Annotated in this window: 12 protein-coding genes; 7 read left to right on the top strand and 5 right to left on the bottom strand. The window is 66.1% G+C overall.

Going from position 1 to position 14,251, the window contains the following annotated elements; all coding sequences use genetic code 11:
- Positions 1-42: 42 nt before the first annotated feature.
- The gene (locus tag A5766_RS23640; protein ID WP_064906684.1) at positions 43-1,320 is read left to right on the top strand and encodes an aminotransferase class V-fold PLP-dependent enzyme; all 1,278 of its coding nucleotides are present in this window, start codon (positions 43-45) and stop codon (positions 1,318-1,320) included.
- Entirely contained in the window at positions 1,317-1,799 is a 483-nt protein-coding gene (locus A5766_RS23635; RefSeq protein WP_005207563.1) for a hypothetical protein, read from the top strand. Before A5766_RS23640 ends, A5766_RS23635 begins: the two co-directional genes overlap by 4 nt.
- 156 nt (positions 1,800-1,955) lie before the next feature.
- Here A5766_RS23635 and A5766_RS23630 read toward each other — a convergent pair whose 3' ends face one another.
- The 4 genes from A5766_RS23630 to alc form a co-directional block, all read right to left on the bottom strand.
- Positions 1,956-3,146, bottom strand: a complete 1,191-nt coding sequence (locus tag A5766_RS23630) for a phosphatase PAP2 family protein (RefSeq protein WP_082965628.1) — start codon at positions 3,144-3,146, stop codon at positions 1,956-1,958.
- Positions 3,147-3,157: 11 nt separating this feature from the next.
- The gene (locus A5766_RS23625; protein WP_064906678.1) at positions 3,158-4,447 is read right to left on the bottom strand and encodes a hypothetical protein; all 1,290 of its coding nucleotides are present in this window, start codon (positions 4,445-4,447) and stop codon (positions 3,158-3,160) included.
- Positions 4,448-4,519: 72 nt separating this feature from the next.
- On the bottom strand, positions 4,520-6,157 hold the full coding sequence (locus tag A5766_RS23620; protein WP_005207560.1) for an alkaline phosphatase D family protein: 1,638 nt from the start codon (positions 6,155-6,157) through the stop codon (positions 4,520-4,522).
- Between the two features lie 477 nt (positions 6,158-6,634).
- Complete coding sequence (gene alc, locus A5766_RS23615; RefSeq protein WP_005207559.1) at positions 6,635-7,618, bottom strand: allantoicase; 984 nt, start codon at positions 7,616-7,618, stop codon at positions 6,635-6,637.
- Between the two features lie 185 nt (positions 7,619-7,803).
- On the opposite strand from alc, the gene A5766_RS23610 reads away from it, so the two are divergent.
- Positions 7,804-8,286, top strand: a complete 483-nt coding sequence (locus A5766_RS23610; RefSeq protein ID WP_005207558.1) for a MarR family winged helix-turn-helix transcriptional regulator — start codon at positions 7,804-7,806, stop codon at positions 8,284-8,286.
- Positions 8,283-9,974 carry an MDR family MFS transporter gene (locus A5766_RS23605; RefSeq protein ID WP_005207557.1) on the top strand — a complete coding sequence of 564 codons (1,692 nt, stop codon included), beginning with the start codon at positions 8,283-8,285 and terminating at the stop codon, positions 9,972-9,974. Before A5766_RS23610 ends, A5766_RS23605 begins: the two co-directional genes overlap by 4 nt.
- Positions 9,975-10,094: 120 nt before the next feature.
- Here the strand turns inward: A5766_RS23605 and A5766_RS23600 are convergent, their stop codons facing one another.
- Positions 10,095-10,577, bottom strand: a complete 483-nt coding sequence (locus A5766_RS23600; RefSeq protein ID WP_005207556.1) for an inorganic diphosphatase — start codon at positions 10,575-10,577, stop codon at positions 10,095-10,097.
- Between the two features lie 136 nt (positions 10,578-10,713).
- On the opposite strand from A5766_RS23600, the gene dacB reads away from it, so the two are divergent.
- From dacB to tilS, 3 genes are read left to right on the top strand one after another with little or no spacing between them, the layout of a single operon-like run.
- The gene (dacB, locus tag A5766_RS23595) at positions 10,714-12,120 is read left to right on the top strand and encodes a D-alanyl-D-alanine carboxypeptidase/D-alanyl-D-alanine endopeptidase (protein WP_005207555.1); all 1,407 of its coding nucleotides are present in this window, start codon (positions 10,714-10,716) and stop codon (positions 12,118-12,120) included.
- A complete protein-coding gene (locus A5766_RS23590) occupies positions 12,117-13,295 on the top strand; it encodes a zinc-dependent metalloprotease (RefSeq protein ID WP_005207554.1) in 1,179 nt (392 codons plus the stop codon). The genes dacB and A5766_RS23590 overlap by 4 nt, the downstream gene beginning before the upstream one ends.
- Positions 13,274-14,230, top strand: coding sequence for a tRNA lysidine(34) synthetase TilS (tilS, locus tag A5766_RS23585; protein WP_005207553.1), 957 nt, complete (start codon positions 13,274-13,276; stop codon positions 14,228-14,230). The genes A5766_RS23590 and tilS overlap by 22 nt, the downstream gene beginning before the upstream one ends.
- Positions 14,231-14,251 lie beyond the last annotated feature (21 nt).

Raw genomic sequence — 14,251 nt, 5'->3', positions numbered from 1 at the left:
GTCGTCACCCGTTCGCACACCGATTTCTCACAGGTCAAGGCTATTTCGACTGCGCAGAGCCCGACTATCGCCCCACTTGCAGAGGTTGTCGGCGCCGCCGAATGCGCGCCGCTTTCCGACGGTACGACGGTGCGCTACGCCAACTTCGACTACGCCGCCAGCGCCCCGGCGCTCACCGCGGTGGCGCGCGCCGTTGCCGACTCGCTGAGCACCTACGCCAGCGTGCACCGCGGCGCCGGACACCTGTCGCAGGTCACGACGCGCCGCTACGAGGAGTGCCGCGAGACGGTTCGACGCTTCGTCCGCGGTCGCGCCGACGACGCCGTCGTGTTCACCCGCAACACCACCGACGCGATCAACCTCGCGGCGCATGTGACGCCCGGCGACGTCGTCGTTCTCGACATCGAGCACCATGCGAACCTGCTCCCGTGGGTCGAACGCAAGGACAAGTGGACCCGCATCGTCGAAGTTGCTTCGACCATCGACGACACCCTTGCCGCCGTCGAGCGTGAACTGGCAGCCAAGCCCGCCGCGCTACTGGCGGTGACCGCGGCGTCGAACGTGACCGGCGAGGTCCTCCCGATCTCGCGACTCGCATCGATCGCGCACCGGCACGGAGCCCGAATCCTCGTCGACGCAGCGCAACTCGTCGCTCATCGCCCGGTGTCGATCGTCAGTCACGGCATCGACTACCTCGTCTTCTCGGGGCACAAGCTCTACGCGCCGTTCGGTGCAGGTGTGCTGATCGGACGCACCGACTGGCTCGACGCCGCGCAGCCGTATCTGGCAGGCGGAGGCGCCACGGCAGATGTCGACGTCGAGGCGGGCTGCGCGTCGGTGTCGTGGCATACGGGCGCCGCGCGTCACGAAGCGGGATCTCCTAATGTGTTGGGCGCCATCGCGATTGCTGCCGCGTGCGACGCGATCGCCGATCTCGGACACGAGTGGATCGGCGCACACGAGGCGTACCTGTGCGCACAACTCGACGCCGGACTCGCCGAGATCGACGGCGTCACCCCGTTGCGTGTTTTCGACGACGGCCTCGAGCGCGTCGGCATCGCAGGCTTCACAGTCGACGGCCACACCCCGCGCGAGGTCGCGGAGTACCTGAGCTCCGAACACGGCATCGGCGTGCGCGACGGAAAGTTCTGCGCGCACCCGCTTCTCGACCGACTCGGCCATCCCGACGGTGCCGTGCGCGCGAGCTTCGGGCTCGGCAGCTCGTCCGACGACGTCGACCGCCTGCTCCACGTGTTGCGCTGCCTGAGCGATCGCAGCGCCGACGCCCCCGACATCCACCACCGAAAGGCACACTCGTGACGATCCAATCGAGTTCTCCGACAGACATTCTCGCCGACCAGCTCCTCGCTGCCGACACCGGCGTCATCACCATCGGCCGCCCGGCGCTGCGGGTTGCGATTGTCGGCGACGCCGCTGCGACGGAACTGCCCATCGTCGTACGACGTTCGACGCTGCGCGACGCTCAGCGGACCCGCTCGCTACTGCGGGCCGGCACCCGTGACACCGCGAACTTCTCGGTCGCATTGGCTGTCGAGGTTGCGATCGCACCGCATCCGGGGTCGGCGCGTGCGTCCGTCGCCTCGGTGCCGGTTGCGGGTGATTCCGCAGAAACCGTGCGTTACGTCGGCACCCCACACGGCCTGGCCACACTGATCCGCGACATCTACGCGGCCGAGGTCGCCGACGCCGTGCTCATCGTGCCGATCGACGGCTCGGCCACCGAGCACCGCGTGCGCGCAGAGGTGCTGCCGCAGTTCGAGTCTCGCCGGGCTGCGTGATCTCGACAGGCTCGATCAGCGGGTAAGACCCTCGGTCGGCGGGTCGGGCTCGGTCGGCGTGATCTCGACAGGCTCGATCAGCGGGTTGGGCTCGGTCGGCGTGATCTCGACAAGCTCGATCAGCGGGTAAAGCCCCGAGCAGCGGGTTGGGCTCGATCAGCGGGGTACGGCGTAGGCGCGGGCCAGGTCGAGTCGCTGCCACGACTGCGCGCCGGGTTTTTGGTCGTCGAGCGGATATCCGGCGGGATATGCGGTGCGTCGAAGTAGATCGGCGGCCTGGGTGCGGGTGAGTCGGGGATGTGCGCGCAGCACCAGGTCGACGGCTGTGGGCGGTACGACAAACGCTGCGCTCGGCGAGCCGATGCGCGAGAGTCCGTAGGACATGCGCGCGTCGTAGTCGGCCAGTGCGCCGGGTGTGCTGCGATACGGAGTATCGCGCGCGATGCACGTCGAAAGTGCTGCGCGGCAACGCCATTCGAGTTCTGCACGGAGCTCCTGTCCGGCGGCGACGATCAACGGTCGGAACCTGGGGTCGGCGTACCTGTCGGCGACGGCGGCGTCGGCAACCATCCGTCCCGCGATCACGTCGAGCGGATAGTGCACTCCCAGCACCACGCGGTTGTAGCCGGCCTCGCTACCGCGCGCAAGAAACTGTGGTGCGAGTTCGGGAATCATCAGAGCCAGCAGCCCGGTGCGGATCATTGCCGACGCGGTGTGTCCGGACGGGTACGACGAGCCGCTGGACTGCACGTCGCTCTTGGACCTGCCGGGCCGGTTATACACCGTGATGCGGTCGGGTTCGGCCACATACGGACGGTCGTTGTCAGAGAGGGCCTTCTCGATCGCCGTGGACGCAGCGATGCCTTGACCCCGGGCGAACAATGTGTCGAGCAGAGCTGAGACCTTGGGCAGTCGTTTGTCCGCAAGGGCCTGACGGAAATCTCTACCGAGGTTGGCGCCGAACGCATCCGACATTGTGTAGAGCTGGTTCTGCGACAAGCCGTCAATCGCGTAGCCGTCGTCAAGTGCCCGCTTCTGACGTGCCGGATCGTTCTTCGCCGACTGATTGATCGCTGCGGTCTTGTCCGAGTTCTCGGCGATCGTGTCGGGGTGGTTCTTGCGAATGTCGGTGAAGCTCGAGATCACGGGCCAATAGATGACGTCAGAGCCGTGGACGTCGGACTGGTACACCGTCGCGATCGCACCCGCGGGGAACGGCGTCGGGTTGGGTCGAGTCGGCGCTGCGACGGCCGTGGGTACCTGTGCGCCGAGGAGTGCGCAGGCGGTCAGAGCGGTGGCCGCGACGACGCGCCTGAGCGATCTGACGGGAATGTGGATCGATGACATCGAGTGTTTCCTCACTTGCCCAGATAGACGGTCTTGTCGGCGCCTGGGTAGGGCTTGCCTTCATCGGTGGTGCGGCACAACGCTTTTGTAGCACCCTGTGCGCTCGCAAGAGCCCATTCGGGTGTTGCTTTGAAAGTTCGGAGATCGTTGACGGCACGGCCCCCGTTGAACACAGCGTTGACCGAGACATCCGACAACGGGATGTGGTGACTGAGTTCGCCGCCGGCACTGAGGTTCTGCAGCACTCCGGCCGCGTAGGTCAGGCCAGGACCGCCGATGATGGGCAGACCCGCCACCTTTTCGAATACGCCGATCAGCTCGTCCTTGTTCTTCGGGACGAAGGCGTTGCTGAGGTACACCTTGTGTAGGTTGGCGCGGACGGTCTTGACGCTCGCCGCAAACGACGCCCGTTGCGATTTCGGTAGCGTCGACTCATGCGTCGCGCCGACGTAGGCGACGGCCTCGTCCAGGCTCAGGCCTGCCAGCGGGCGACAGTCGCCACTCGACGGACTCAACGACTTCGCGAAGGTGGTCAGCTCAGGACTGACGTTCACGGCGAAGGCGTCCTTGACCGTTTCCCGTCGGACCGGTGTGGTGCCGTCTCCGGCCGCCAGACAGGTGCTGTCTGCCTTGTCTCCAAGGGCTTTTCCGCCCTTCTCGGCCGCGGTCCCCGGCAGCGCGGCGACCGATTTGACGATCTTTCCCGCGATGGATCCGATGATGCTGCTGACGATCGGCACACCGACGGCACCCGAGACGGCCTTCGACGCCACCTCGCCGAGGATGGTCGCGATGTTGTCGAGGACGATCGCGTCGTTGGCCTCGATCCCCACGAGAACGGTCTCGACTGCGTCGTTGAGCGTGATCGAGGACAGCCGGTAGCCGTCGCGATAGGTGCCGTTCTTGATCGACAACACCTGTTGAACCAGCGCATTGGCACCGTGGGTGGCCTGCACACCTTGACCGGGGCTCACTTCCGACCCGCGCTGAGTGACCACCAGGGTGCTGACGGTGCTGTTGTGCAGTTGCGTGGAGAATCGACCGGCGGCGCTGTCGATCGACGGCGCGGCGCCGGGTGCTCGGGCGTCGAGCGACTTGGCAACGATCGGTACGAGTTCACCGAGCGTTAGTGTGCTACCCGACCTGCATTCGGTGGGGAACGGCGCCGACGGCTGCCCGAGGGGCGCCGCATGCGCGGACGTCGCACCGACGGTAACCGTGGCCGCCACGGCACACGCCGTCAGTCCCGCAGCGAGGGCGAGTGTGCGTCGTGGAGCCACGGCGGAGTGGTCAGAATGCATGGGAGTCCAATCATTGCGAGAAAATCGGGGCCGTTCAGTGGGTGCCGTCGGATAATAAGGACGTCAAAAAGCTCAGGCGCGCAATAGTTTCGGCTGTCCGGCGCGCGTGTACCAGCTGAAGGCGGGGTGCACCGACGACGCCGGGTTCATCACGTCTTTGACGTAGAACCAGTTCATTTGCGCGCGTGACTTGTTGATCTCCATCACTCCGAAACCGTGTGTGGTGAGCTCGACGTCCTTGATCCAGGGGTTCGCGGTTTTGATGGCTTCCTGGGCGACGTCGAGGGCCGTCGCAACCGGAGCAGCGAGTGCCCTGTTGATGGCGATGCTGTCGTAGCCGCTGGCCGCGGTGATGCTGGGCGGGGTGAATTCGCACGCGACCACGCGCCCGCTCGCATCCTTGCCGTAGTGGGGCGCGCTGAGGGGGATCTCGCTGGCCCACGAGCTGTGGATGTCGCCGGTGACCAGCACGACGCTCTTCTTGCCCGCCTTGTCGATCGCGTGCAGCAGTGCGCGGCGTTCGGCCTGATATCCGTCCCACTGGTCGTTGTTGATCGTGATTCCGTCGGCGGGCAGGCCGATCTGCTTGTGGAGCCAGTCGGCGACTCGCGGGTCGGTGGTCTCGGGAATCACCAGCGGAACCATCATCACCTCGTTGCCGATCACCTGCCAGCTCGCTGACGACGTGGTGATCGAGGTCTCGAGCCACGTGTATTGCGTCTTGCCGGTGAGGCTCTGGTTGGGATCGTCGACCTTGAGGTAGGACTGCTTGTCGCGGTAGGAGCGTAGGTCCGGGATGATCAGCTCGGCGAGCTGGCCGAAGCGGAACCGACGGTAGAGGTGTTCGCCGTTGTCAATCGAATTGGGGCGCACCGGCATCCACTCGAAGTACGCCTTGTCCGACGCACGTTTGCGAGCGCTCCAGCTGCCCTGGGTGAGAGTCTTGTGGTTCTCTGCGCCGTCCCGATAGGAGTTGTCGGCCGATTCGTGGTCATCCCAGATGCAGATGAACGGGTGAGTGGCATGCGCGCGGGCGAGATCGGGATCCTGGCGGTACTTGCCCTGCCGGATGCGGTAGTCGTCGACGGTGACGGTCGCGTGGACCGGCGCGGTGGCGCGGACTGTCTCGTTGTACGCGCCGGGATATCCGCCGGTCTCGTATTCGTAGGTGTAGTCGCCGAGGTGTAGCACGAAGTCGAGGTCATCCCGTTGCGCCATGGCACGGTAGGAGATGAAGTGGCCTGCTTCGTAATTCGCGCACGAACACACCGCGAACCGCAGCTTGTCGATATCGGCCGACAGCGCCGGAGCGGTCTTGGTGCGCCCCGTCGGTGACACGGTGCCCGCCAGTGGGCCGTCGGCGATGGTGAAGCGATAGAAGTACCGCGTCGACGGTGACAGGCCCGCGGCGTCGACCTTGACGGTGTGGTCGCGATCAACGGAGGTGGAGAAGATGCCCGACGACACGATGCGCGTGAATCCGGGGTCAACGGACACCTGCCACCGGACGTTGGTCGGTTGGCCGAATCCCGATCCGGGTGTTGCCCGCGGCTCAGGAGTCACCCGGGTCCACAGGATGACCCGATCAGGCAGCGGATCGCCGGAGGCCACCGAGTGAAGGAAGGCCTGATGACGCGGTGCGGCAACCGCTTCGGATACACCGGCTGCGAGCGCGGCTGCCGTGCCGGCTGCGGCTGAGGCGGTCTGCATGAATCGCCGGCGCGACATCGGCGGGACGGGCGAGGTGTCCGAATCGGGCAGACTGTGAGGTTCGTGGGTCACGAAGAGTTAGCGAAGCCCTCCTCGGTGTCCAACAGGCGAACGGCAGGCTAATAGATCCTCGTGAGACGCGTATGTGAATGCCCACTCAGTTTGTCCTGCAGCGAGTTGCCGGACGGGCGCGCGACTATGTGGTTGTGACCACACGGTCGCGTGGCCGTGCCGCCGCTCGCTGACCTCGGTGTGCCGTACTTGCCTCGACGACGAGTCGCTGGAGATGGTGCGTACGTCGACGGCCCGCACGGCTTGGCCACGCCGAGGCGCAGAGATGTTGCCGCAGTTCGAGTTTCGGCGGGTGGGGTGATCTCGACAAGCTCGATCAGCGGGTTGCGCTCGATCAGCGGTTGGGGCTCGATCAGCGGCGCGGACTCGATCAGTGGCGCGGGCTCGGTCGGCGGGCGATCTCGCTCAGGCCTCGCCGCGCTCCCACTGCTCGATCAGGCCCGCTTGCGATTCCTCGGTGAGCAACCCGTAGAGCTTGAACCGTGCCATGCCGCCGTCGGGGAAGATGTCCATGCGCGCTTCGGTCATCGGCCGGTCGAGATCGATGACGAAGCGGTGGCGGGTGTCGGGCTGAAGTTCGGTGCGCGGCAACACGTCGAACCATTCGCCGTTCTCGCCGTCTCTGCCGCGAACCGTCGCTGCTCCCGGCGCATTGCCGATGAAGTAGCTGGTGTCGAGTTCGACGAGACTCACCCTGCCCTGCCCGGCGAGGCGCACCTGCACCCAGTCGTTGCCCGAGTCGCGACGGCGGCTGGTCTCCCAACCCTCGCCCATGTGCCGCGCGCGACCGGGCATCAGGAGGTTGTTCGGCGAGCTGTAGAACATGTTCGAGCATGCGGTGATCAATCCGCCGTTCTCGAGCGCGGCGAGGTCGAAGTGCCCGTAGCGGAAGAAGTGCGGGTTCGGCACGCCCCGGCCGTGGACGCGGAAACGTGCGACACCGCCATCGGGGTGCATGGTGAGCCGGACGTGCGTGAACCGGTCCTTCGCGTCGACCTTGAACGGATTGCGTGTGTCGCCGTCGACCTGGGTCTTCTCGACGATCGTCGTCCACTCGGCGTCGTCGACGAGCTGTTGTGCCGATACGACGCCTTCGACCGCGGTCGCCTCGACCGAGATCTCGGGCGGATAGTTGCCCTTGAACCACGACGTGTCGACGACGACGCCGTAGATCACTCCGGGCGCGCCGAGGCGAATGATCGCCTGGTCGACTCCGTCGCGGCGTCGGCGTCGCGTCTCCCAGCCGTCGTAGACCTGGCCCTTGTGCCCGAACGTCGCGGGGCGGTACTCGGCCGGACCGGTCTTAATCAGGTTCTGGACCTCCGCGAACAGATCGTCGTTGGTCCACACGACCGCGCCGCCGAGATCGCGCAATGCGAGGTCGGGCATCGAGGTGAAGTGGGGGCGGCTACCTGACGGTGGTGGAGGCTGAGGAGTCACGAATGTCCATGGTAGTGGGCTGTTTGCGTACCGCAGAACTCGAGCGCATACTTGCGCTCGACATTTGCTTGCAACATGCAACTACTTGCAATAGGCAACATCTGTCGGCTTTGTCCGTTAGGTAGTAAAAGGCGGTGACCGTGCTCAAACCGGAGTCGATCGACCAGCTCTTCGATTCACTCAGCCGATATCTGCGTGTTCGCGATCGCGCGGTCCACACCACGTTCCGCACGAAGGACGGAGAGTTCGAGACCGCAGCGTTTCGCGGGCTGTTCCACCTCGACCGTGCACCCATGCGGTCAAGTGAACTCGCCGCAGCGCTCAACGCCGATCCGTCCACTGTGTCGCGACACGTCGCGCAACTCGTCGACCTCGACCTCGTGCGTCGCGAAGCCGACCCGGACGACGGACGCGCGACGCTCCTCGTGATCACCGACGCAGGACGTCGACGTGTCGAGGGCATGCGAGCGATGCGTCGTGAAGCATTCGAGTCCGCAATGACGGACTGGACCCAAGACGAACTGTCGACGCTGGTGGTGCTGTTCGACCGCTTCGTCGACGCCGCGGAGCAGCTCATCGTGCCCGCGGGCGAACATTCCGGGAAAGGAACGAGATGACAGACAAGACGCAGGTGTCCACCGCGTCGGACGACGTTGCGGGCGCCGGTCTGACCCACCGGCAGATCCTCACGATCCTGGCAGGCCTGATGCTGGGAATGTTCCTCGCTGCGCTCGACCAGACCATCGTGTCGACGGCGATCCGCACCATCGCCGACGACCTGCACGGCTACGACATGCAGGCCTGGGTGACCACCGCCTACCTCGTGACGTCGACCATCGTCACGCCGCTCTACGGCAAGCTCTCCGACCTCTACGGCCGCAAACCCTTTTTCCTGCTTGCCATTTCGATCTTCGTCGTCGGATCGCTGCTGTGCTCGCTCGCGACGTCGATGTACGAGCTCGCGGCGTTCCGCGCTCTGCAGGGGCTCGGTGCCGGTGGTCTGTTCACCCTGGCGCTGACGACGATCGGCGACATCGTCCCACCGCGTGAGCGCGCGAAATACCAGGGCTACTTCCTCGCGGTCTTCGGCACGTCGAGTGTGCTCGGTCCGGTACTCGGTGGCTTCTTCGCCGGTCAGTCGACGATCCTCTGGGTGTCGGGGTGGCGCTGGGTCTTTCTGGTGAATGTGCCGATCGGGATCATCGCGCTGATCGTCGTCGCGAAGGTGCTGAACTACGACCAACAAAAGGGTCGCGGTGGCCGTACCGACTACTGGGGTGCTTTCGCGCTCGCCGTCGGTATCGCGCCGTTGCTGATCGTGGCCGAGCAGGGCCGCGAATGGGGCTGGTTCTCGGGTTGGGCATGGCTCTGTTACGGCGTCGGAGCCTTCGGCATCGCGCTGTTCGTCTGGATCGAACACAAGATGGGCGACGACGCGCTGATCCCGTTGCGCGTCTTCAAGAATCGGGTGTTCGCGCAGGGCATCGTGATCTCGATGGTCGTCGGTGCGGTGATGTTCGGCGGGATCTCGATGCTGCCCCAGTACTTCCAGGTGCTGCGCGGCTCGAGCCCGATGGTCGCCGGCCTGCAGATGCTGCCGATGGTCCTCGGTTTGATGATGGGCTCGATCGCGTCGGGTCAGATGATCTCGCGCACAGGCAGATACAAGGTGTTCACGATCGTGGGCGCGGTACTCATCACCGTTGCCACGTTCCTGCTGCACCTGGTGAGCACGTCGACGCCGGTGTGGACCGTCATGCTCATGGCGTTCCTGCTCGGCTTCGGGCTCGGCAACCTGATGCAGCCGATCACGCTCGCGATGCAGAACATCTTGCCGCCCAAGGACATGGGCCTCTCGACCGGCACCGCTACCTTCTTCCGTCAGATCGGCGCGACTCTCGGTGTGGCCGTGTTCTTCTCGCTGCTGTTCAGCATGATGGGACCGAACATCAAGGACGAGATGGTCGCTGCGGCGCAGACTCCCGAGTACCGCGCCGCCGTCGTGCGGGCCGCGGGCAGTGATGATCCGCAGGTCAGTGAGTTCGCGAAGGGTCTGATCGCGGCGTCGCAGAATCCCGGGGGAGCGTCGGGGTCGTCGGACGCGGTGATGAGCGATACGTCGATCATCGAGAAGTTGCCCGCCGAACTGGGCGATCCGATCAAGGAGGGCTTCGCGAACTCGATGGACACGGTGTTCCTGACGGTGTCGATCGTCTCGCTGCTGGCGATCATCGGCACGGTGACGTGGAAGGAGCTCCCGCTTCGCCGCGGGCAGCCGACCGCCGAACCTGCCGCCGCCGAGTAGGGCGGAAGGGTAGGACCCAAAAAAGTCCACCTCATCTGTGCCGGTTCACCTTCGGCAGTGCCGAAGGTGTCGCGCAGCAGATGAGGTGGACTTTTCAGTATGTAGCGGCAGGGGCGTCGATCAGTGCCCCGGGAAGCGCTCGACGGCGGCCTGGGCCACCTTCTCCGCCTCGTCCTTGCCGACCCAACCGCCCGGTGTGACCGACTTGCCGGGCTCGAGATCCTTGTAGTGCTCGAAGAAGTGCGAGATCGCGTTCAGCTCGAACTCCGACACGTCGCCGACGTCCTGGATGTGATCCCAGCGCACGTCCTTGGCAGGCACGCACAGCAGCTTGTCGTCGCCACCTGCCTCGTCGGTCATCGTGTACATCGCGACCACGCGAGCCTTGACCACGACGCCCGGGTACACCGACTCGGGCAGCAGGACCAGCGCGTCGAGCGGGTCGCCGTCTTCGCCGAGTGTGTTGTCGATGTAGCCGTAGTCGGCGGGGTAGCCGAATGCGGTGTAGAGATAGCGGTCGAGGAAGACCTTTCCGCTCTCGTGGTCGACCTCGTACTTGTTGCGACTTCCCTTGGGGATCTCGATGGTCACATCGAATTCCACGGTTCCTCCTTGATCGTGGCGCCTCGGGCGGGATCGGTGCGCCGTCGGCGGGTGTCGACAGCCGCGGTCCGGCTGTGCGAATCGCCTCAACGATACTGTGGGGCGTCGGAAGAGATGGGTCGAGACCGGAGGTCGAGTGGGCGCGAGGAATCAGGACGGTCGGTTGGGCGGTCGACGTCGCGCGGTTGTGTGGACCTTGGTGTCGGTGGTCGTGCTGGCGTTGATCGCCTCGAGTGTGCTGTTCGTGGCGTTGCGCATGAACAAGTCCGACGACCTGCCCGCAGGTGTGCCGCCACGGCCTGCGCCGATCGCCGCGACACCTGCGATCAACGCTGTGTCGGCCACGGCCCCGCAGCCGACGGCAGACGGCGTCACAAAACAGATCGCCGCAGCGGCCCGCGCGCCCCAGCTCGGCGAGTTCACCGGCCAGGTCAGCGACTCGCTGACCGGCGCGATCCTGTGGTCCAAGAGTCCGAGCACCCCACGAGTGCCGGCATCAAACACCAAGATCCTGACCGCTGCTGCCGCGCTGCTCGGACTGCCGCACGATGCGCGCCTGACGACGACCGTCGTGGTGGGTACCGACGGTCAGGTGATCATCAAGGGGGCGGGCGATCCGACGCTGTCGGCCCAGTCGAAGCGGTCGCAGACGTTCTACACCGATCCGGGTCGGATCAGCGATCTTGCCGAGCAAGTCCGTAAGTCGGGGGTCTCGGTCACGTCCGTGGCCGTCGACACCAGCGCGTACACCGGTCCGACGATGGACAGTAGTTGGAGCCGCGCCGACATCAAGGGCGGCGACATCGCTCCGATCGAGGCGCTGATGACCGACGGCGCGCGCACGGATCGACTCAACGAATACTCGCCGCGCGTCGACAACCCGGCGATCACCGCGGGAGAGCAACTTGCCGAGGCGCTCGACGTCGACGCCCCGGTTACGAATGTCACCGCTCCCGCCGGTGCGCGGACCATCGCGACTGTCCGCTCGGCTCCACTGGTCACCAGGGTCAACGACATGCTCCGCTACTCCGACAATGTGCTCGCCGAAGCGCTCGGCGTCGAACTGTCCGTCGCACGCGGCGGGCCCGCGACACTCGCGGGCGGTACGTCGGCGGTCAAGCAGACGCTCGCCGACAACAAGTTCGACGTCTCGAACGTGACGCTGCGCGATACGTCGGGGCTGTCGTACCGCAACCTGGTACCCGCCGCGCTCCTCGACAAGCTGATGGCAGCGGCGAGCGGACCCACCGGCAGCGACCAGACGATCGACTCCAAGATCCGCCCGATGCTCGACGGACTGCCGGTTGCCGGCGGCACCGGAACACTCGCCGACCGATTCACCGTCGGCGAGAACCCCGGCGCAGGTTGGGTGCGTGCGAAGACCGGAACATTGACCGGCGTCAGTTCGTTGACCGGCATAGTTCAGACGGTCGACGGTCGGGTGCTGTCGTTCGCGTTGATCTCGGGAGGCACCTCTCCCGCGGACGCGCGGCCGGCCCTCGACAACGTCGCGGGCAAGTTGAGGGAGTGCGGGTGCCGATGACCGAGCCGACCGACGACGTGGGAAGTGGTCTCGACAAGCTCGACCAGCGGGCGGAGGCCGACCAGCGGGGTGAGCTCGACCAGCGGGGTGAGCTCGACCAGCGGGCGGAGGCCGACCAGCGGGATGAGCGCGGCGAGTCGATCGGCGCGCGCATCGATTGGTCGCTTGCCGCGACGGTCGGAAAACGGCTGGTGCGCCCTGGACCGAAGGTCACCGAGTACACGCTCGACGCCGCGCAGGCCGAACTGGCCGACGCCGCGGTGCGCGCGGAGGGGCCGGTGCGCGAGGTCACCGGACTCGCCGACGGGCTGCGCGTTCCGAGTGCGCTCGTGGTCGATCGGCGCGGTTGGGTCGACGCCGCGTCGCAATCGATGCGATCGATGCTCGACGGTGACGGCGACGAGTCCGGTGGCGGACTGTCGGGGAAGGTCGGCGGCCTGCAGGCAGGTGGTCTCCTCGCGTTTCTCGCCGGCGCCATCCTCGGGCAGTACGACCCGTTCACGCCGAGTGGCTCGGATTCGAGCGGGCCCCAGAATCCCGGCGTGCTCATGCTGGTGACGCCGAACATCATTGCGGTGGAGCGCAGTCTGCGCGTCGTGCCGTCGGATTTCCGTCTGTGGGTGTGTCTGCACGAGGTGACCCACCGCGTGCAGTTCTCCGCAAACCCCTGGCTGCGTCAGTACATGCTCGACAACATCGCAGTACTGACCTCCGATGCGGGCGAATCGGTGACAGATGTTGTTGCACGGATCAATTCGGCTGTACGAGGTGGTGCCAAGCGGGAAAAGGGCGTCATCGGTGTGATGCAGATGTTGCAGACGCCCGAGCAATACGAGGCGTTCACGCGCATGATGATGCTCGGCACCCTCCTCGAGGGGCATGCCGACCACGTGATGGATGCCGTTGGCCCAGCGCAGGTTCCGACCGTCGAGCAGATCCGCGCATCGTTCGACAAACGACGCACAGCACCGCGAAATCCCGTGCAGCGCATCATCAGAGCGTTGATCGGTATGGATGCCAAACTGGCGCAATACATTCGGGGTAAGGCCTTCGTCGACGAGGTCGTCGGGACCGTCGGTATGGAGCGTTTCAACACCATCTGGACCAATGCGGAGACGCTGCCCCGACCGGACGAGATCGACGAGCCGTCGCGATGGATTGCACGCGTGCTGTGACCCGCGCGGTCGCAGATTTCGCGACCGCTCACCTGCCCGGGCGCACTGAGGTGTGCGTCGGGTTGTCCGGCGGGCCGGACTCGTTGGCGCTCACCGCCGGAGCGCTCCGCGCGGGGCTGACGGTTCGCGCGCTCATCGTCGACCATGCACTACAGCCCGGCTCGGATGCGGTTGCGGCCAATGCGGCGCGGACTGCAACGGGACTTGGTGCGTCTGCGGAGATCCTGCGGGTGAGCGTCGGCACAGCCGGTGGCATGGAGGCCGCTGCGCGTGAAGCCCGGTACGCGGCACTCGACGCCGCTCGCGACGGAATGCCCGTGCTGCTGGCCCACACCATGGACGACCAGGCCGAGACGGTATTGCTCGGCCTCGGGAGGGGGTCGGGCGCGCGATCGCTCGCGGGTATGCGTGCGTGGCGTGAGCCGTGGGGTCGGCCGCTGCTGGGTGTTCGTCGTTCGCAGACCGTCGGCGCATGCACCGAGCTGGCGTTGCCCGCGCACGCCGACCCCCACAACCGCGACCCGCGATTCACACGCGTTCGGTTGCGAGCCGAGGTGATCCCGTTGCTCGACGACGTCCTGCACGGCGGGGTCGTCGAGGCGCTGGCGCGCACCGCCACTGCGCTGCAGGCCGACGTCGATGCTCTCGACGACGTTGCGGATGAGATCTACTCGACGTCGTCGCGGATCGGCGAGCACGCCGAACTCGACGTCGCGTCGGTCGCCGACCTTCCCGACGCGGTGCGGACCAGGGTCGTGCGGCGCTGGCTGCGGGAGGTCGGTGCGACAGAACCCACGACGCGGGTGATCGAGGCCGTCGATGAGCTACTCCGGGGCGTTCGGCCTGGCCAGGTGGCGATCGGCGGAACGCCAGATCACCGGCTGGCGGTCGAACGGACAGCCGATGGGATGAGGGTGACGCGTCTTCCGCGATGACCCGGCCAGCGAATCGTGGCC

Origin of the sequence: Gordonia sp. 852002-51296_SCH5728562-b (assembly GCF_001665475.1) — a bacterium.
GTDB classification, from domain to species: Bacteria; Actinomycetota; Actinomycetes; order Mycobacteriales; family Mycobacteriaceae; genus Gordonia; species Gordonia sputi.
This window is presented reverse-complemented; position numbering and strand designations above follow the sequence as displayed.

What these genes read in the sequence shown, in the direction of transcription:
- A5766_RS23630 (WP_082965628.1), bottom strand. Translation starts at nt 3,146, where the DNA reads ATGTCATCGATCCACATTCCCGTCAGATCGCTCAGGCGCGTCGTCGCG.
- A5766_RS23625 (WP_064906678.1), bottom strand. Translation starts at nt 4,447, where the DNA reads ATGCATTCTGACCACTCCGCCGTGGCTCCACGACGCACACTCGCCCTC.
- A5766_RS23605 (WP_005207557.1), top strand. Translation starts at nt 8,283, where the DNA reads ATGACAGACAAGACGCAGGTGTCCACCGCGTCGGACGACGTTGCGGGC.
- A5766_RS23620 (WP_005207560.1), bottom strand. Translation starts at nt 6,157, where the DNA reads ATGCAGACCGCCTCAGCCGCAGCCGGCACGGCAGCCGCGCTCGCAGCC.
- tilS (WP_005207553.1), top strand. Translation starts at nt 13,274, where the DNA reads ATGGATTGCACGCGTGCTGTGACCCGCGCGGTCGCAGATTTCGCGACC.
- A5766_RS23590 (WP_005207554.1), top strand. Translation starts at nt 12,117, where the DNA reads ATGACCGAGCCGACCGACGACGTGGGAAGTGGTCTCGACAAGCTCGAC.
- alc (WP_005207559.1), bottom strand. Translation starts at nt 7,618, where the DNA reads ATGCCCGACCTCGCATTGCGCGATCTCGGCGGCGCGGTCGTGTGGACC.